The 18,658-nt window shown below is 62.9% G+C and carries 11 protein-coding genes; 1 reads left to right on the top strand and 10 read right to left on the bottom strand.

What is annotated here, in order from left to right; all coding sequences use genetic code 11:
• Nucleotides 1-27: 27 nt before the first annotated feature.
• Nucleotides 28-1,953 (bottom strand): phosphogluconate dehydratase, encoded by a 1,926-nt coding sequence (edd, locus tag VOM14_RS04560; RefSeq protein WP_327627568.1) that lies wholly within the window; start codon nucleotides 1,951-1,953, stop codon nucleotides 28-30.
• Nucleotides 1,954-2,243: 290 nt separating this feature from the next.
• Here edd and VOM14_RS04555 point away from each other — a divergent pair, with 290 nt between their 5' ends.
• The gene (locus VOM14_RS04555) at nucleotides 2,244-3,089 is read left to right on the top strand and encodes a MurR/RpiR family transcriptional regulator (protein ID WP_327627567.1); all 846 of its coding nucleotides are present in this window, start codon (nucleotides 2,244-2,246) and stop codon (nucleotides 3,087-3,089) included.
• An 82-nt stretch (nucleotides 3,090-3,171) separates the two neighbouring features.
• Here VOM14_RS04555 and VOM14_RS04550 read toward each other — a convergent pair whose 3' ends face one another.
• The 9 genes from VOM14_RS04550 to leuS form a co-directional block, all read right to left on the bottom strand.
• A complete protein-coding gene (locus VOM14_RS04550) occupies nucleotides 3,172-4,932 on the bottom strand; it encodes a methyltransferase domain-containing protein (protein WP_327627566.1) in 1,761 nt (586 codons plus the stop codon).
• 7 nt (nucleotides 4,933-4,939) lie between these two features.
• Entirely contained in the window at nucleotides 4,940-6,778 is a 1,839-nt protein-coding gene (locus VOM14_RS04545) for a peptide transporter (protein ID WP_327627565.1), read from the bottom strand.
• A gap of 68 nt (nucleotides 6,779-6,846) precedes the next feature.
• The gene (locus VOM14_RS04540) at nucleotides 6,847-8,349 is read right to left on the bottom strand and encodes a ShlB/FhaC/HecB family hemolysin secretion/activation protein (RefSeq protein ID WP_327627564.1); all 1,503 of its coding nucleotides are present in this window, start codon (nucleotides 8,347-8,349) and stop codon (nucleotides 6,847-6,849) included.
• Between the two features lie 681 nt (nucleotides 8,350-9,030).
• A complete protein-coding gene (locus tag VOM14_RS04535) occupies nucleotides 9,031-11,736 on the bottom strand; it encodes a beta strand repeat-containing protein (protein WP_327627563.1) in 2,706 nt (901 codons plus the stop codon).
• Between the two features lie 429 nt (nucleotides 11,737-12,165).
• Entirely contained in the window at nucleotides 12,166-12,582 is a 417-nt protein-coding gene (locus tag VOM14_RS04530) for a CopD family protein (RefSeq protein ID WP_327627562.1), read from the bottom strand.
• Nucleotides 12,583-12,731: 149 nt separating this feature from the next.
• Nucleotides 12,732-14,003: a glutamate-5-semialdehyde dehydrogenase gene (locus VOM14_RS04525; RefSeq protein WP_327627561.1), complete on the bottom strand. Its 1,272-nt coding sequence runs from the start codon at nucleotides 14,001-14,003 to the stop codon at nucleotides 12,732-12,734.
• A gap of 253 nt (nucleotides 14,004-14,256) precedes the next feature.
• Nucleotides 14,257-15,375, bottom strand: coding sequence for a DNA polymerase III subunit delta (holA, locus tag VOM14_RS04520; RefSeq protein ID WP_327627560.1), 1,119 nt, complete (start codon nucleotides 15,373-15,375; stop codon nucleotides 14,257-14,259).
• Nucleotides 15,376-15,412: 37 nt separating this feature from the next.
• Nucleotides 15,413-15,964, bottom strand: coding sequence for an LPS-assembly lipoprotein LptE (locus tag VOM14_RS04515; protein WP_327627559.1), 552 nt, complete (start codon nucleotides 15,962-15,964; stop codon nucleotides 15,413-15,415).
• Nucleotides 15,965-16,053: 89 nt separating this feature from the next.
• Entirely contained in the window at nucleotides 16,054-18,645 is a 2,592-nt protein-coding gene (gene leuS, locus VOM14_RS04510; protein ID WP_327627558.1) for a leucine--tRNA ligase, read from the bottom strand.
• Between the last annotated feature and the right edge of the window lie 13 nt (nucleotides 18,646-18,658).

The raw sequence follows: 18,658 nt of genomic DNA, 5'->3' as shown, positions 1-18,658 counted from the left end.
AACCGTCTGGCTGGCCTGTTGGCCCGATTAGCGGGCTTGAGTCGTGCCGGCATGGGCTTCGCCGTGATGGCCCGCGTGCTTCGCGGCCGGCGCGGCGTGCTCGCCATGCTGCGCGGCGCGCTCGCCCACCATCGGGCCGAACACCGACGCGCCCTGCTCCGCCGGCGCCGCCGCCGCGCGGAACACGCCGAACAGCTCGCGGCCGAAGCCGACCTCGTTGTCCGCCTGATGCAGCGGCGCGGCGCCCGGCCGTGCGACCCATTCGGCGGCGTCGATTTCGATGTCGAGCACGCCGGCTTCGGCGTCGATCACCAGCATGTCGCCGGTGCGGACCTTGCCGAGCGGGCCTTGCAGCAGCGCTTCCGGCGACAGATGGATCACCGCCGGCACCTTGCCCGACGCGCCCGACATGCGGCCGTCCGTGACCAGCGCGACGTGGAAACCTTGATCCTGCAACACACCGAGGAGCGGCGTCAAACGATGCAGCTCGGGCATGCCGTTTGCCCGCGCGCCCTGAAAACGCACGACGGCAATGAAGTCGCGCTTCAGTTCGCCGTTGTCGAATGCTTCCTGCACGGCTTCCTGCGAATCGAACACGATCGCGGGCGCCTTCACCTGACGATGCTGCGGCGCGACCGCCGAGATCTTGATCACGCCGCGCCCCAGCTTGCCCTGCATCAGACGCAAGCCGCCGTCCGGCTGGAACGGCTCCTTGATGCTGCGCAGCACCGCGGTGTCTTCGCTGGCTTGCACGCCCGGCACCCATTGCAGCTTGCCGTCGATCAGCTTCGGTTCTTCGGTGTAGTGCGTCAGACCTTTGCCCACGACCGTGTTGACGTCTTCGTGCAGCAAACCGCCTTCGAGCAGATTGCGCACGAGGAACGCGACGCCGCCCGCCGCGTGGAAATGGTTCACGTCGGCCTTGCCGTTCGGGTAGATTTTCGCGAGCAGCGGCACGGCTTGCGAGAGCGTGTCGAAGTCGTCCCAGTCGATCACGATGCCCGCCGCGCGCGCAATCGCGACGAGGTGCAGCGTGTGATTGGTCGAGCCGCCCGTCGCGAGCAACGCGACGATGCCGTTGACAATCGCCTTTTCGTCGATCACATGGCCGATCGGCATGTAATTGCCGCGTTCGACGGTCATGTCGAGCACGCGGCGCGCGGCCTGCGCAGTCAGCGCGTCGCGCAGCGGCGTGTGCGGATGCACGAAAGCCGAGCCCGGCAAATGCAGGCCCATGACTTCCATCAGCATCTGATTGCTGTTCGCGGTGCCGTAAAACGTGCAGGTGCCGTGCCCGTGATAGGCGGCGGCTTCCGCTTCGAGCAGCGCGTCACGGCCGCATTGGCCGGTCGCGAACCGCTGGCGCGTCTTCGCTTTGTCGTCGTTCGAGAGGCCGCTCGTCATGGGGCCGGCCGGCACGAAGATGGTCGGAAGATGGCCGAATTGCAGCGCGCCGATCAGAAGGCCCGGCACGATCTTGTCGCAGATGCCGAGGCACAGCGCCGCGTCGAACATGTTGTGGGTGAGCGCGACCGCCGTGCTCATCGCGATCACTTCGCGCGAGAACAACGACAGCTCCATGCCCGCATTGCCTTGCGTGATGCCGTCGCACATGGCCGGCACGCCGCCCGCGAACTGCGCGACGCCGCCGTTTTCGCGCGCGGCTTGCTTGATGATGTCCGGGTAGTTTTTGTACGGCGCGTGCGCCGACAGCATCTCGTTATACGAGGACACGATGCCGACGTTCGGCTCGCGAATCTGCTTGATGACGAGCTTGTCGTTACCTTCGAGGCCCGCGAACCCGTGGGCCAGATTGGCGCACGAGAGCGCGCCGCGCGCGGGGAACTTGCCCTGCGCCTGATGAATGCGGGCGAGATAGGCCTCGCGGGTGGGCTTGCTGCGTTCGATCACGCGCTGCGTGACATTCAACAATTGCGAATGCGGGGAAACCATCGGAGCTCCTTCGTCGCTGGCGGCAGGCGCGCGGCACTATGCCAGGTAAGTATCGCGGGGGAGTCGGTTCAACCGACGACGGCCATGTTAGTAGAAAAACTACACGATCGCAATCAGTATCCTTGCTGCGGCGCGGCATCTGTCAATTCCTCAAAACCGGCTTTCTGCCTGCATTTAAAGGGATACTGACTAACGCATAGGGATAACACCTACGTCGCAAATGTAGTTTTTGTACCTACTCTGCAATCAGCTATAGTCCACGCATTCTTCAGCATAGTGCGAGTTTTCCAATGATGCTGTCCCAAGTCGAAGAGATGCGCGAGCAATTGCGCCCGTCCGAGCGCAAGCTCGCCGACTACGTGATCGAGGCGCCGCGCGAAGTGCTCGACCTGTCGATGACGGAAGTCGCCGCCCGCGCGGGCGTGAGCCAGCCGACCATCGCGAGGTTTTGTCACGCGCTCGGCTTTTCGGGGTTTCGCGAGTTCAAGATCCGCCTCGCGCAAGGCATCGCCACCGAAGTGCCGGCCGTCTATCGCGACGTGCGCCCCGACGAACCCGCGCCGGGCGTCGCCGCGAAGGTGTTCGACCGGACCATCGGCGCATTGATCCAGGTGCGCAACAATCTGTCGTCGGATAGCGTGGCGGCCGCGATCGAGGTGCTCGCGCAGGCGAAGCGCATCGAGTTCTACGGCGCGGGCGGTTCGGGCATCTCTGCGCTCGACATGCAGCACAAGTTCTTCCGGCTCGGCATGCCGAGCGTCGCGTATTCCGATCCGCACACGTTCCTGATGTCGGCGGCGATGCTCGGCGAAGGCGACGTCGTGGTGGCCATTTCGAACACGGGCCGCACGCGCGATATTGTCGATGCCGTGAAGTCGGCCGTCGCGGGCGGCGCCAAGGTGATCGCGATCACGCACGGCAATTCGCCGCTCGCGCGCGTCGCGTCGGTCGGACTTTTTGCCAACGTCGACGAAGACACGGACATTTTTTCGCCGATGACCTCGCGCACTTCACATCTTGCGATCGGCGATATTCTGGCGGTCGGCGTCGCGCTGCAACGCGGGCCCGAACTGGCGGAAAAGCTGGCGGGCGCGAAGGAACTGATTTCGCGCCGAAGGATTGGCGCAGAAGGCTGAAGGCCCGGCGATGCATAAATGAAAAAGGGACTCCCGAGGGAGTCCCTTTTGCTGTGTGCCGGTTGCGCCAAAATCGAGGCGGCTACAAATCGCCGCCGTCGGAGTTCAGCGCCGTCAGCAAACGGCCGCGAACGCGCGCGACGACTTCCGACCAGTCGCCGCCGGGGAGTTTGCGGAAGAGCCGCATGGCCGGATACCACGGGCTATCGTCGCGCGTGTAGTGCCAGCGCCAGTCGCCGAAGAACGGCAGCATCAGCCACGTCGGCTTGCCCATTGCAGCCGCGACATGCGCGACGGACGTATCGACGGTGAGCACGACGTCGAGCGCGGCGATCGCGTTCGCGGTTTCGTCCATGCTATTCAGCGATGCGCCTACATCATGGAAGTTCGGCAGGCGCCTCGCGTAGTCCGCCGCTTCGTCGGCTCCCGCGCCTTTCTGCAGACTGAAGAATTCCACGCAATCCACTTTGAAGAGATCGTCCAGCACCGACAGCGAAGGCAGCGAGCGCTGCTTGTCGTTCTCATGCGTCGGCGCGCCCTTGAACGCCACGCCGACTTTGAGCTTGCTCTTACTCTGCGTCAGCGCCGCGAATCCTGTTTTTCCCGGCGCATGCAGATAGGGCACCGACTGCGGCAGCGCCTCCAGATCCAACGCGACGTGCGCGGGAATCGCATGCGGAAACACCCAGTAATCGTGCAGCGGCAAGTCGGCGGCCTGAGCGACGCTGTACACCGCGTCGGCCTCATGCGAGCGATCGAACAGCGTGACGAGCGGCGTCTGGCACATCACCGAGACGCGCGCGGCGCCGCAACGCTCGCGAAGTATTCGCGCGAAGCGCAGGAAGAAGATTTCGTCGCCGAGACCGAACTCGCTCCAGATGACGATCGACTTTCCGTCTAGCGGCTCGCCGTGCCACGCGGGCATGGTTGACGGCGGCTGCGCTGTCGTGCGGCGTTGCCAGCCGAACTTGCGCATCCACGCTTCGCGTATCCGGAAGCCCTCCTGAAGCTTCCCGCTCGCGATGGTGTGCAGCGCGTGATAGAGCCGCGGCAAGTGCTGGTCCGGCAGACATTCCACGCATTTCGCCCACAAGCCGCCGATCTCGTCGATCAGATTCCAGCGCAGCCATGCCAGCATCGCGCCGTGGTAGACCTCGAAGCGATACGGGTACGTCTTCATGGCGAGCCGCCACGTGCGCAGACTTTCCTGCGCGTCGCGCGCTTTGGCGGCGGTGCTCATCATGTCGCGAGCGCTCGGCACCGCGCGCTTGCGCAGCACGATTTCGATCGCGCATTCGGCAAGACCGCGCGCCGTCTGGTCGACGTTCGCGCGCCGCTCGTCGTAATTCTCACGCACCAGCGAGACGCGCTCGCAGGAGGCGACAGACGACAACGCGCACACCAGATCCAGCACGTTCACCGAGCCGGGCAAGGTCTTCTCCGGCTTGCAGATCGTGAAGCTGACCTTGTGCTCGCGGTTGAACGGGCTCGGCCATCGGCCCTTCTCATAGAGATCTTCATCCGGGACCGTCAGGATGGCGTAGCCGCCTGGCTTCAGCAGTTCGAGCCATCTGGCGAGGCCCTGAAACGGATTGGCCAGATGTTCGAGACAATGGCTCGAGTGCACGAAATCGAACGACGCGTCCTCCGCGCCCGCCATGCGCAGCGCGTCGCCCTGCGCCTTGTCCCACGACACGATCTCCGTCACGCGCGGGAAAACGTGCGCGTGGGCCTTCAGGGGATCGTCACCGGCGCCGATATCGATGCCCTTGCCCACGAAGTAATGCTGCTGGAAGGCGGGATCGCGCGCGCGACGCATCGCCGATTTACTCGTTTCGTTCATGTCCGTCTCACTTCGCGTGGTGCAGCTTGTCGAGCCACAGCGCTTGCATCCGCTTGCCGAGAATTTCCGGGCGCCCCTGGAAAATCAGCTTTTCGATCGCCTTCGGGCCGGCCAGCGACGCGCTCAGTTCGCGACGCTCGTCAGCGTTTTCGATCAGACGCAGCGCGGCGGCTTTGTATTCGTCGTTGGTCTTCGCGATGGTCCACTCGGGAAAACCGAGGCGGCGGAACATGCCTTCGTCGATATGCTCGTGCACCTCGCGTCCCGTCTTGCAGACACCGACGAGTCCTGCCCACACGGTATCGACGATTCCATTCGTATTGCCGAACGGGAACGGATTCAGGAACATGTCGCAATCCGCGATCACCTTCATGTAACCGGCGTAGCCCTGATGCTTGTGCACGACCGCGTTCTTGCCGATCAGACGGCGGATCAGGTTGCGCACCTGCGGGAACACGAGACCCGTTGCCTGGCCGACGAGAAAGTGAAATTCGACCGGCACACTGGCCTCGCGCGCGATCGCCGCGCAGGTGTTGAGGAAGCCGGGATTCAGCTTGATCGTCGTGCCCGCCACCGCGATCTTCAACACATTCGACGGCGTCTTTTCCTTCGGCAAATCGAGTTCGAGCATGGCGGCCGGGGCGCGGTACGGCATGCCGTCCGACGGCAGCTTCAGCAGCTTTTCGCTGAAGCATGCTTCGTCGCCCACATAATCTTCTTCGACAACCACGTAATCCATCGCGTGCCCGTGGGTCGTGGCCGGATGACCGAGCGCCATGAGTTGCAACGGCGCGACGCGCAGGCACGCGAGCACCATCGTGATCGGGAACATGCCGACGCTCGGCATGTACATCATCTGCGCGTTGCGCGCTTCGCTCGTGTCGCGCACGTGACGCGCGGCTTCCCACACGTTGCCGCCCTCCAGCGGAATGAACTCGTGGAAGACGGCCTTGCCGGCGTCATCGACACGGCCGTCGTAGCCCATGCCGACCAGATGAAACTTGTCGCGCATCGCGACCAGCGTTTGCGAGTGCGTGCGGTAGATCGAATGGTTTTTCGAGAACCATTCGAGCACGACCAGCAAGACCGGTTTCTCGCCTGCGACACGAACCGCCGGGCGCGTCACGTCATGGATGCCGAGTTGCGCGAGCTTGCGGCGGATCAGCGCGTTGATCGGCTTCTTGATGTCGTGCTTGGCCGGCATGTCCGCATAGCTGCAATGCATGTAGACGTCGTGCAGGACGCCCATCGGCAGCGAATCGATGCTGTCGATCTGCTCCAGCCGCCCGGGCAACCAGCGCAATAGCAATTCGCGTTTCTGATGCGCCGACGGCGTGCCGAGAAAGCGCGACGACATGATGGTCATGGCGAGCGATGCGGCCATCGTTTTGTCGATCTTCCACAGCGCGTCCCAGTCAAGACGCACTTCCGACTCGGGCAGATAGAAAAGCTGGAACTTGCGGATTTCGCTGTTGCGCAATTCGATGGCGTTGCGCGCGAGTTCATCGACGCCAAGCGAACGAAGAATGTGATCCGCGTTCCGGAAAGGGCTCGCCGCGAACATGGCGGCGAGCCAACGCTGGAACAATGCCGTGCGCAGAATGCCTGCGTCGGAGAAGGTGAACTTCGGATCGGTCACGAGACTCGTGATCGCCGACGTGAGGCGCGCGAGCAGGTGGTCGTCCATGATGTCCTGCGCTTCGTTGGACTGCGCCCATACGTCGATATCCATCAGGACGCCATAATGCTGGTCGATCTTGTTGAGCAGTTGCAGCAGCTCGCGGCTCGCCTTTTCGTGTTCGCGGCGGTAGCAAAGGTATTCGAATTTGTTGATGCTGAATTTCATGACACTCTCCGGGAGAAATAACGTGATGCTTGCGATGAGGCAATCGGCGCGAAAGGCGCCACAGATAATTAGTGCTTCCAGGCAACCGACAGCCAGTACTGCAGCGGCTTCTTGCCGGGCTCGACCCACGAGGCCGATGAAAAACCGTAGGGTTTCGATATCGAGGCCGACACCGTCGCACCGACCGGCGTGAGCCAGTCGACGCTCGCGCCGTAGCCCGCGAGCGTGCGCGTGTTGGTGACGCCCGGCACGCCGACGTAGCTCTTTTCCCAGTTGGCCCACGGCGAGTGATTGACGCGGCCAATGGCGAAATCGGAGAAAACGCCCAGTTGAAGCTGGTGGCCGGTCGCGACCGGGAAGCGCTGATACAGGCCCGCGTTGATGACGACGCCTTCGTCGAAGGAAACTTCGTCGGCTCGATAGGCGCGCACCGCGTCCGGGCCGCCGGCGGCGAGCTTTTCACTCGAATCGAGGTTGCGGCTCGCCAGTTGCGAATTGATGCGGCCCGTCAGGAACAGATTGCCGCTGCGCGTGAGCGCATAGGTGCCGAAGCCGAAGCCCGTGAGCTTCGCGTAGTTGCCGGCGCGCTGCGGCCCGGCGTCGAGCGCGTGGTCGTCGTTACGCTGATGACCCAGCGTCAACGCGGCCTGCCCGCTCAGGATGTTCGTGCGCAGTTGCTGCGGACGGTCGCCGTTGTCGGCCTGAACCGAGAAGCGCACCGAGTCGAGCGTGCTGTGCGAGGCGAAGCCGAAGGCCTTGTAGGTCGTCGCGGCCTGACTGTGCAGAAGCGATGCGCCGCCCCACAGGTTCGTATCGAGACCTCGCATGAACGGATACAGCACGCCGGTCTGGGCGGTCGTGGCGACACCCGCGACGGGCGTCCCTGCGTTGATCGTGTACTGCTGGCGCGTGAGTCCGCCAGTCAGGCGCAGGCCGTCGTCGAAGATCGGTACGCTGCCGGCGAGCGAGCCGGTCCACATCTTCTTGTCGGTGCTCATCAGCGTGAACGCGTAGCTCTCGCCGGCGCCGAAGTAGTTGTTACCGGATGCGGTCAGACCGAAGCGATAGGCGCCCGTCGACTCGATACCCTGGTTGTCCAGGATCAGGTCCACCTGCATCGGCCTGCCTTTGGCAGCGATGCTGAACACCACGTCGATGTCGCCGACGCCAGCGCCGGACGAAAACTGCGGCGCTTTTTCGATCGCGACGCCTGGCACATCCTGAAGCAACTGCGTCGCGCGTTCGAGGCGCGGCATGTTGAGTACGCAGACGCCATGGGTCGAATCGCTGCCGCACATTGCATGCGAGACGAGGCGCTGCAAGCGGGCGTCGTCGACGCGCGATTTGTTCTGCACGAGGATCTTGCCGATCCTGCCCGGATAGACGGCGAACACCGGTTCGGCGCCCTTCTGCGCGGCGCGCCAGTCGTCGTCGGTCATCAGCGCCTGCGCGACGGGAAAGCCACCTTGACGCAGCGCGTCGGTGAGACGTTCCGACCAGCGGTTCACATCGTCAAGGTTGGCCGGAGCGTTGCCGAGCGTTGCCGCCCTGTCGCGCAACAGCTTCATCATCGCTGCCTCGTCGCGGCTGCCCGCGGGAATCACCTTGAAGGAAACGGCTGCCTTAACCGCGGGCAGACTGGAAGGGACAGTTGCGACAGGCTCTGCGTGAGCGACTCCTGTCATCAACAACGGCAACACCCACATTGCGCGAGTGAGCTGCCGGTTTACTGCGTTTTTGCGCGACAACATTGAATTAACCTTGCACTCCGATTAAATACGATGGCGCCACGATTTGCGGACTTTCCAGAATGCCGAAACTGCGTCGCCCCATAGATAAGAGATTACGAGCGCGACATTGAGAAACGAATAGGATTATTCCAAAAAAAATCCGAAACCCATGGAGGACTTTTCGGATGTGGCTACGGCTTGCGCACCTGAATTCTGGGCATTCAACAAATTGCTCTGATTTTCCTGATTAAAAAAATAAGAATATTCCTAAATCACTTGATATACGGCCCAGTCTTTAGCGTCTTTATCGTTTTAGACTATTTAGTTAGATTGCGCGCAATTATTTGACTTCGGCGCTCCTTCATTTTCTAAAGCGAAATAAAAAAAGGGCGATGCGCGTGGCACCGCCCTTCACTGACCCAAACGGGGAGCGTCGGCCGATCGTCCCACAAGGGGACGATCAACCAGCAGCCTCGTTATCGCACCCCGCGCATGTCTTGCACGCGAGGCGCGATAAGAGCATTACATTGCGCCGTTGATGGTCGCGCGCCCCGTACTGCCGACAGGCGCGATGCCCATCTTCAGCCAGCCGTGCGACTTCACTACGTACACCTTGCCGTCCCTCACACCGCTTTCCGTGTAGAAGTACTCGTGCGTCTGCATGTTCACGGACAAGTCCGCCTTCGTCTTCTGCTGCGGATCTTCGTACGTGAAGTGCTTCACGCCCTCGGCGCCGTCGCGGTAAGCCAGATGACGGTCCAGCGTGCCGGCGTGCGTGAACAGTTGTACATCGGCGGAGTTCGTCGTCATGTCGACCGTGACGTGCTCCAACTCTGCGTCGGCCCAGAATATCGGGTCGCCCGACTCGAGCATCAGCGCCTGCTCGGCTTCCAGGTACCAGTGCGCCGATACCATATCGCCCATGAAGTAGGCCGCTGCGCCACCCACACCGATTGCGCCGACCACACCCGCAGCGATGCCACCGCTGCCGCCGCCGGAGCCACCGATTGACGGCGTGTTGTCGGGGTTGCCGCCGTTGCCGCCGCCGTTGCCGCCGCCGTTATCACCGCCGTTGCCGCCGTTGCCGCCGCCGTTGTCAGGAGGCGTGTTGCCGCCGTTGTCGATCGGCGTATCGCCGCCGTTGCTGCCGCCGTTGTCGCCAGGCTTCAGCACCGTGCCGTTGTCGATGATCACGATCGTGCCGTTGTCCGTCGTGTTCACACGACCGTCGATGATCGTGCCATTGCCGTTCGTCGAATTGCCCGAAATCTCACCCGAGCCGTTGCCCGAGATATTGATCGAACCGTTCGGGTCGCCGCTGATGTTGATCGTGCCGTTGTCCGTCGTGTTGATCGAACCGTTGATGTCCGTGCCGGTACCGTTGGTCGAATCACCCGAGATATTGGTCGAGCCGTTACCCGAGGTGTTGATCGAACCATTCGGGTCAACGATCACGCCGGTGCCATCAGTCGAGTTGCCGCTGATGTTGATCGTGCCGTTGTCCGTCGTGTTGATCGAACCGTTGATGTCCGTGCCGGTACCGTTGGTCGAATCACCGCTGATGTCGGTCGAGCCATTACCCGAGGTGTTGATCGAACCGTTCGGATCGACGATCACGCCCGTGCCATCAGTCGAGTTACCGCTGATGTTGATCGTGCCGTTGTCCGTCGTGTTGATCGAACCGTTGATATCCGTGCCGGTACCGTTGGTCGAGTCACCGCTGATATTGGTCGAGCCATTACCCGATGTGTTGATCGAGCCGTTCGGGTCAACGATCACGCCCGTGCCATCAGTGGAGTTGCCGCTGATGTTGATCGTGCCGTTGTCCGTCGTGTTGATCGAACCATTGATATCCGTGCCGGTACCGTTGGTCGAGTCACCCGAGATATTGGTCGAGCCGTTACCCGAGGTGTTGATCGAGCCATTCGGATCGACGATCAGCCATTCGCCCGCCTTGCCTTCCGGCGCTGCTGCGCTCACCTGACCTTGCACGTCGAGGCTATGACCCGACGTCTCCACAAAGCCGCCGTTACCATGCGCCGAACCCGCGTTGACCGTTGCGCCCGCATCGACCTGCGTGAAGTTCGCGAACTGCACGCCATCCTGCAGCATGCCTTGCGCTTGCGTGCCAGCGAGCTTGTGCAGACTATCGCCGCCGATGATCACCTTGCCGCCCTGCGTCGCGCCGCTCGCATCGATCGATGCATTGCCGAACACGCCCACGCGATCGCCCGACAGCACCACCGTGCCGCCCTGGCCCGCTGCGTTCGACGCATCGACCTTGCCCGTCACCGCGACATCGCCCGTGTTGCCTGCATCGGCGACCACCGTGCCCGCGCGCACCACGCCTGAGAGATTCACCACCGTGTTCAGCAGCGTGTTGCTGCCGCGTGCCGTCAGCAGCACTGCGCCGTTATCGGCCTTGATCGTGCCGCTGTTTTCCACCAGCGCATTCGCCGACGCGTTCGTCAGCGTCAACTGGATGCCCTGGCCGTTCGGCAGCGCGACCATAGCCGCGTCGCCCGCCGCGAGCGCCACCTGGCCGCCCTGCGCCGTCGTGATCGTGCCGCTGTTGCGCACCTGGTCGCCCATCATGACGACGTAGCCCTGCGCGTTGACCGTGCCGTCGTTGACCACGCTCGCATTCGTGCCCGTGGCACTCAGCGCCAGCGGGTTGCCCGCCATGAACGCATTCGAATCGATCGACTTCGTGGTCGCCAGCAGCGAGCCGACGTTCACCACGGCGCTCTTGCTGAACAGCACGCCGTTCGCGTTCTGGATCAGCACCTGACCGTTGGCCAGCAGCGAACCCTGAATATTCGACGGCATGCTGCCCGTCACGCGGTTCAGTGCCTGCGCCTGCGCGTTCGGCTGGTTGAACTGGACGGTGTTGCCTTGGCCGACGTCGAACGAATTCCAGTTGATCACGGCACGTTGCGTGCCCTGATTGATGGTCATTGTGTTGGGATTGGTTTGCGAGATGCTCGCCTGACCCGCCATCACCTGGCCGTTGGTCGGCAGTGACTGCGCGCTACTCAACGACGGATGCAATGCAACCAGCGCGAGTGCGAAAGCGCTCATCGACGAGATGACGCCGAGTTCGCGGCCCGAAGCACCGACGCCCGAACTTTCCCCTGCCTGTTTTCCCTGGCTCGTCACATTTTCTGCAACCGCGACCAGCATGCCGAGACGTTTGCTGAATACTCGGCGAAATCGATTCTTGTTCATTAAGACTCACAAATTGTAGGAAACGCGATAACCACACACTGCGGCTCGACACTGAGCGAAGCGGGCTACGGCCGTCATGCTTGGCTAATGTTCGGAGTCAAGAATATGAGACGCGCTCTACAGACAGAATCAGACAAGGACTAAAGTGACTTACGAATATCTGTTTTTCGCAGATAAATCTGAAAGACAATGCTGCGGGTTGAGACTTACAGAAGGGCGTGAGGTCGCGCCGTCAAGCGGCGAAAGAAGGAATGTCGTGACGCGTTTACGCGAGACGCGCAAGCGATTGAGAAAATGCGAAGGGAGATTGTGAAACGTCAGCAGTAGATCTGCCGCGCATCCGACAAACGCGACGAAGATGTCGCGCGTCGATTAGGAAAAGTCTTACTATGGCCGCAGAAAAGCAGCCACCCGCCAGCAATATGAAACTTAGAAGGGTTTAATGACCACCAACGCGACTGCGGCCAGCATTCCAAGCACGGGCAATTCGTTGAACATGCGATACCACTTATCCGAGCGACGGTTTTCCCCGCGCTCGAAAGTCCGCAGCAGCACGCCGCAATAAGCGTGATAAATGACCAGCAGCACGACCACGCCGACCTTCGCGTGAATCCATCCCTGACCTTGGCCGATTCCCACGACGAGCCACAGCCACAATCCGCAAGCAATCGCCGGCACCGCGATAAACGACATGAAACGGAACAGCTTGCGCGCCATGATGAGGAGACGCTTCACTGCAGCCGGCTCGGTTTCCATCGCGAGATTGACGAAGATGCGCGGCAAATAGAACAGGCCGGCGAACCAGGAAGCGATCAGAACGATGTGAAACGTCTTGATCCAGAGCATCGCGTGTCCTTGGGATGGGGGTGAGTTGTTGTTAAGCGCGCCGGCGATAGTGCCCGCCGCGCATTGCGACGTGAAGTGAGCGTGGGTCGCGGCAAATAATAATGACGCGTGGCCGCGTTGCACGGCCACGCCTTGCATGACGTTCGCGCTTACTGGCGCCCTTCGCCATGCCCGAGCACGACATACTTCAGCGACGTCAGGCCTTCGAGGCCGACCGGACCGCGCGCATGAAGCTTGTCGTTGGAAATGCCGATTTCCGCGCCGAGACCGAACTCGAAGCCATCCGCGAAACGCGTCGACGCGTTCACCATCACACTCGCCGAATCCACTTCGCGCAGAAAGCGCATGGCGCGATCGTGGTCTTCGGTGACGATTGCGTCGGTATGCTGCGAGCTGTATGTGTTGATGTGCTCGATGGCCGCGTCGAGATCGTCCACCACCTTGATGGCGAGCACGGGCGCGAGGTATTCGGTGCGCCAGTCTTCTTCGGTCGCGTCGACGAGCGGGCTCACGCCCGCGTCGGTCAGCACCGCGCGCGCCGCCGCGTCCACGCGCAGCTCGACGCTCTTCTCGCGATACAGCCTGCCGAGCGGCGGCAACACGGCCGAGGCAATGCCGCGCGCGATCAGCAGCGTTTCCATTGTGTTGCACGTGCCGTACCGGTGCGTCTTGGCGTTGTCGCACACGGTCAGCGCCTTCGCCAGATCGGCGCGGTCGTCCACATACACGTGGCAGATGCCGTCAAGGTGCTTGATCATCGGCACGCGCGCTTCGTTCACGAGCCGCTCGATCAGGCTCTTGCCGCCGCGCGGCACGATCACGTCCACGTACCCGGTCATGGTGATCAGCTTGCCGACCGCGGCGCGGTCCGAAGTGGCGACCACCTGCACGGCGTCTTGCGGCAAACCGGCCGCCTGCAATCCTTCGCCGATCAACCTGGCCAGCGCGGTATTGCATTCGAGCGCTTCGGAACCGCCACGCAGAATCGTCGCGTTGCCGGACTTCAGGCACAGCGCGGCGGCGTCGATCGTCACGTTGGGACGCGATTCATAGATGATGCCGATCACACCCAGCGGCACGCGCATCTGTCCGACCTGGATGCCGCTCGGCCGGTACTTGAGGTTGCTGATCTCGCCAATCGGATCGGCCAGCGCCGCGACCTGGCGCAGACCTTCGACCATCGTCTTCAGCGCCTTGTCGGACAAAGTCAGCCGGTCGATAAAAGCCGCGTCATGGCCTTTCTCGCGTGCACGCGCGACATCGCGCGCGTTGGCCTCCTTGAGCAACGCGGCATCGCGCTCGATGCCCTCCGCGACCGCCGCCAGCGCGGCGTTCTTCGCGGCCGTCGACGCGCGCGCCATCGCACGCGAAGCCTGGCGGGCGCGGCGGCCGAGGTCGGTCATGTACTGGTCGATATCCATGGTGATTCTCGTGGTGCCGCGCACGCCGGCGTGCGGCGATAGGCGGACTAGCTGATTAGCTGATTAGCGAAAGATTCAACGATTGTAAGTCGGGGCAATACGCTTTGCTCGCGGCCCGCTTTATGCCGCTTTATGCCGCTTGATCGTGCTTTATGCCGCGTGCGGCTCCAGGCGGCGAGCCGCTGCATTCGCTGCACACGGCCTGCTGTTGCGCGTTGCGCTCAAAAACCGGCGCTTCGCCCCGCAACCTGCCTCAAGCCGGCCTTCGCGCGCCCGCAGCGGCCCCGACCCGAGGTCGCGGCGGCGGCGCCGCGGACATTTTCGGCGCAGCCACCGTCATGGCCAGCTCGAACAGGCCGTCCCACGGATCGGGCGGCGGATCGTTGCGATGATTGCCCGGCGTGCCGCCCGACAAGCCCTTGACCTGCCGATCCAGCCGCGCAGCCAGCGCCAGCGCTTTTTCCAGCGCGGCTTCGGTGACGCGCGACAAAGCCGGGCCAATGAGCCGCTCACGCGGACCCCAGACGCGGTTTTCTCGCACGAGCATCGCGAGAGGCTTGCCCGCCGCGACGCCGCGCTTGATGCGCAACAGCGTGCGCAATTCTTCGACGACGGCCCACAGCACCAGCACCGCCGCCTCGCCTTCGCCGCGCAAACCGTCGAGCATGCGCGCGAGGCGGCCGACGTCGCCGGCCAGCATGGCCTCATTCAGCTTGAACACGTCGTAACGCGCGACGTTGAGCACGGCGTCGTGAATCTGTTCGAAGCTCAACGAGCCTGCCGGATACAGCAGCCCGAGCTTCTGGATTTCCTGATGCGCAGCGAGCAGATTGCCTTCGACACGTTCCGCGATAAACGCCAGCGCGCGCCGCCCTTCCTCGCCGGCGGCAACCCGCTGGTTTTGAGCCGCGAGCCGCTGGCCGACCCAGTTCGGCAATTGCGCGCGTTCGACCGGATCGATTTTCAACGCGACGCCCGCGTCGGCGAGCGCAGTGAACCACGCGGACTTTTGCGTGGCCGCGTCGAGCCGCGGCAGCGTGATCATGGTCAGCACGTCGTTATTGACAGTGGCCGCGAGCGCCTTGAGCGCGTCCGCGCCTTCCTTGCCCGGCTTGCCGGACGGTATGCGCAATTCGACCAGTTGACGGTCGCCGAACAGCGACATCGACTGACTCGCGCCGAGCAGCGAACTCCAGTCGAAACCGCGCTCGACGGTGAACACCGACCGGTCGGTGAAACCCGCCGCGCGAGCCGCCGCGCGAATGCGGTCGGTCGCTTCCTGCGCGAGCAGGTGCTCGTCGCCGTACACGACGTACAAACCGGCGAGTCCCTTGGCGAGATGCGCTTCGAGCGCGTCAAGTCGCAGTTGCATGGCTACGTGTCTGTCAGATCGGATCGACGCGCGCCGCTCACAGCGGCGGCGGCGGCAACGGCGCGCGCGGCGCGACGCCCGGCACCTGCTGACCCGGCGCCGGATGCAACGATCGCACGTTCGAAAGACGGCGCGTGAGCTGGTCGATCGCGTCGTTCTCCATGTCGGCAAACAGAATTTCCGATTCGGAGATCTTGGCCTGCGTGTACTGATCGCTGTACGTCATCGCGCGATTCAGCGCGATCACGCTCGGCGGAATCAGCACGGTGCCGTCCTTGCCGACCAGCGTGTAGTTCAGGTTGAGATTCAACTGATACTCTTCGACGACGCCCAGCGAGTTCAGCGTGAGCGTGCTCATGCCGCGGCCTTCGGACATTTGCAGCGTGGCGTCGGCGTTGGCCACCGATTGCACCACCACCGTGTCGCTGCCGCCCTGCACCATGCGCGCCAGCCGCGCGCCCGCCGCTTGCGAACCGCCGGCAATGTAAAGGCGCTTGAACGCGTAGTCCTGCTGACCGCGCAACTGGAAGCCGCAAGCGGACAACATGAGTACGCTGCAAGCCAGCGTCAAAATCGATCTGCGAGTCACATTGGCTCCTGGTTCGCAGTAAATCCGGCGAGAGACAAACGCCGCCGCGCGACGGCGCTTCTCAGCTCACACGATGTGTTGGCGGCTCGTCAAACCACAACGTTCACGAGGCGCCCCGGCACCACGACGATCTTCTTCGGTGCTTTGCCTTCGCTGAATTTGGCGACCATTTCGTGAGCGGCCGCGAGCTGTTCGATCGACTCGCGCGACGCGTCTTTCGCCACCGTGATCGCGCCGCGCACCTTGCCGTTCACCTGCAGCACGAGTTCGATCTCCGATTGCTCCAGCGCTTTCTCGTCGACCTTGGGCCACGGCGCGTCGAGCAGCGAACCGAATTCGTCGGCATAACCGAGTTCCTGCCACAACTGGAATGTGAGGTGCGGCACGACCGGATACAGCACGCGCAGCATCACGCCGTAGGTTTCGCGCAGCACGCCCGGCTGCGCGCCCTTCGCGCTGTCGAGCGCGTTGAGCATTTTCATGGCCGCCGACACCACCGTGTTGTACTGCAAACGCTGGTAGTCGAAATCAGCCTGCTTGAGCACACTGTAGATTTCGCGGCGCAGCAGCTTGTCGGCGTCGGCGAGCTGCGCGGCGTCGAACTGGCCGCCCGCGCGCAACGCTGCTTCGTTCGCCTGACCGAAGCTCCACACGCGGCGCAGGAAGCGGCTCGCGCCTTCCACGCCCGAACCGGACCATTCGAGCTGCTGCTCCGGCGGAGCCGCGAACATGACGAACAGACGCGCGGTGTCCGCGCCGTGCTGATCGATCAGCGATTGCGGATCGACGCCGTTGTTCTTCGACTTCGACATTTTCTCGACGCCGCCCAGCACGACCGGCTGCCCGTCCGAATTGAGCACGGCGCCGACCGGACGGCCCTTGTCGTCGAACGACACGGTGACATCCGCCGGGTTGTACCAGGTCTTCTTGCCGGCTGCGTCTTCGCGATAGTAGGTTTCGTTGAGCACCATGCCCTGCGTGAGCAGGTTCTTCGCCGGCTCGCCGAACTTGACGAGCCCGAGGTCGCGCATCACCTTCGCCCAGAAACGCGAGTACAACAGGTGAAGAATGGCGTGCTCGATGCCGCCGATGTACTGGTCCATTGGCGCCCAGTAGTCGGTGCGCTCGTCGACCATGGTCTTTGCATCCGGCGACGCGTAGCGGTAGAAGTACCACGACGAATCGACGAACGTGTCCATTGTGTCGGTTTCGCGTTTGGCCGCGCCGCCGCATGCCGGGCAGGTGCAGTTCACAAATGCTTCGGACTTTGCGAGCGGGTTGCCCGTCCCGTCCGGCACGAGATCTTCGGGCAGCACGACCGGCAGGTCTTTTTCCGGCACCGGCACGTCGCCGCACGTCGGGCAGTGGATGATCGGAATCGGCGTGCCCCAGTAACGCTGACGCGACACGCCCCAGTCACGCAGACGCCACGTGATCTGCTTGTCGCCGAGGCCGAGCGCCTTCAGGTCGGCGGCGATCGCGTCCACGGCCTGTTCGTAATCGAGGCCGTTGTATTTGCCGCTGTTGACGAGCGTGCCCGTCTTCTCGCCGTACCATTCCTGCCAGGCTTGCGTCGAGAATTCCTTGCCTTCGACCGCGACCACCTGTTTGATCGGCAGGCCGTACTTCTTCACGAACGCGAAATCGCGCTCGTCGTGCGCCGGCACGCCCATCACCGCGCCTTCGCCGTAGCTCATCAGCACGTAGTTGCCGACCCACACTTCGACACGTTCCTGCGTGAGCGGATGCGTGACGAAAAAGCCGGTGCCCATGCCCTTCTTTTCCATCGTCGCGACGTCGGCTTCGGCGACGCCGCCGCGCTTGCATTCGTCGATGAAAGCCTGCAACTCCGGCTTGCCTTTCGCGAGGCGCGTGGCGAGCGGATGCTCGGCGGCGATCGCGCAGAAGGTCACGCCCATGATCGTGTCGGCGCGCGTGGTGAACACGCGCAAGAGCTTTTCTTCGCCGTCGATTTCATACGGGAAACCGAAGTTCACGCCGAAGCTCTTGCCGATCCAGTTCTGCTGCATGATCTTCACGCGCTCGGGCCAGCCGAGGCCGTCGAGGTCGTTCAGCAGCTCGTCCGCGTACTGCGTGATACGCATGTAGTACATCGGGATTTCGCGCTTTTCGACGAGCGCGCCCGAGCGCCAGCCGCGGCCGTCGATCACCTGCTCGTTTGCGAGCACGGTCTGGTCGACCGGGTCCCAGTTGACGGTGCCCGTTTTCTTGTACGCGATGCCCTTTTCCAGCATCTTCAGGAACAGCCACTGGTTCCACTTGTAGTAGTCCGGGCTGCACGTGGCGACTTCGCGCGACCAGTCGATGGCGAGGCCCATGGACTGCATCTGCTTCTTCATGTAAGCGATGTTGTCGTAGGTCCACTGCGCGGGCGGCACGTTGTTGGCCATCGCCGCGTTTTCCGCCGGCATGCCGAACGCGTCCCAACCCATCGGCATCAGCACGTTGTAGCCGTTCATCCGCAGATAGCGGTACATCACGTCGTTGATCGTGTAGTTGCGCACGTGGCCCATGTGCAGCTTGCCCGACGGATACGGCAGCATCGAGACGCAATAGAACTTGGGCTTGTCGGTGGATTCCGTCGTCTTGTACGCGTCGATGGCGCGCCATTGCCCTTGCGCGGTGGATTCGACGTCGGAGGGAACGTATTTTTCGTGCATGGTGTGATGGGGT

The organism is Paraburkholderia sp. MPAMCS5 (assembly GCF_036016995.1).
Lineage (GTDB): Bacteria > Pseudomonadota > Gammaproteobacteria > Burkholderiales > Burkholderiaceae > Paraburkholderia.
Note: the sequence above shows the minus strand (reverse complement) of the source record. Positions and strands in the feature narration are given on the sequence as shown.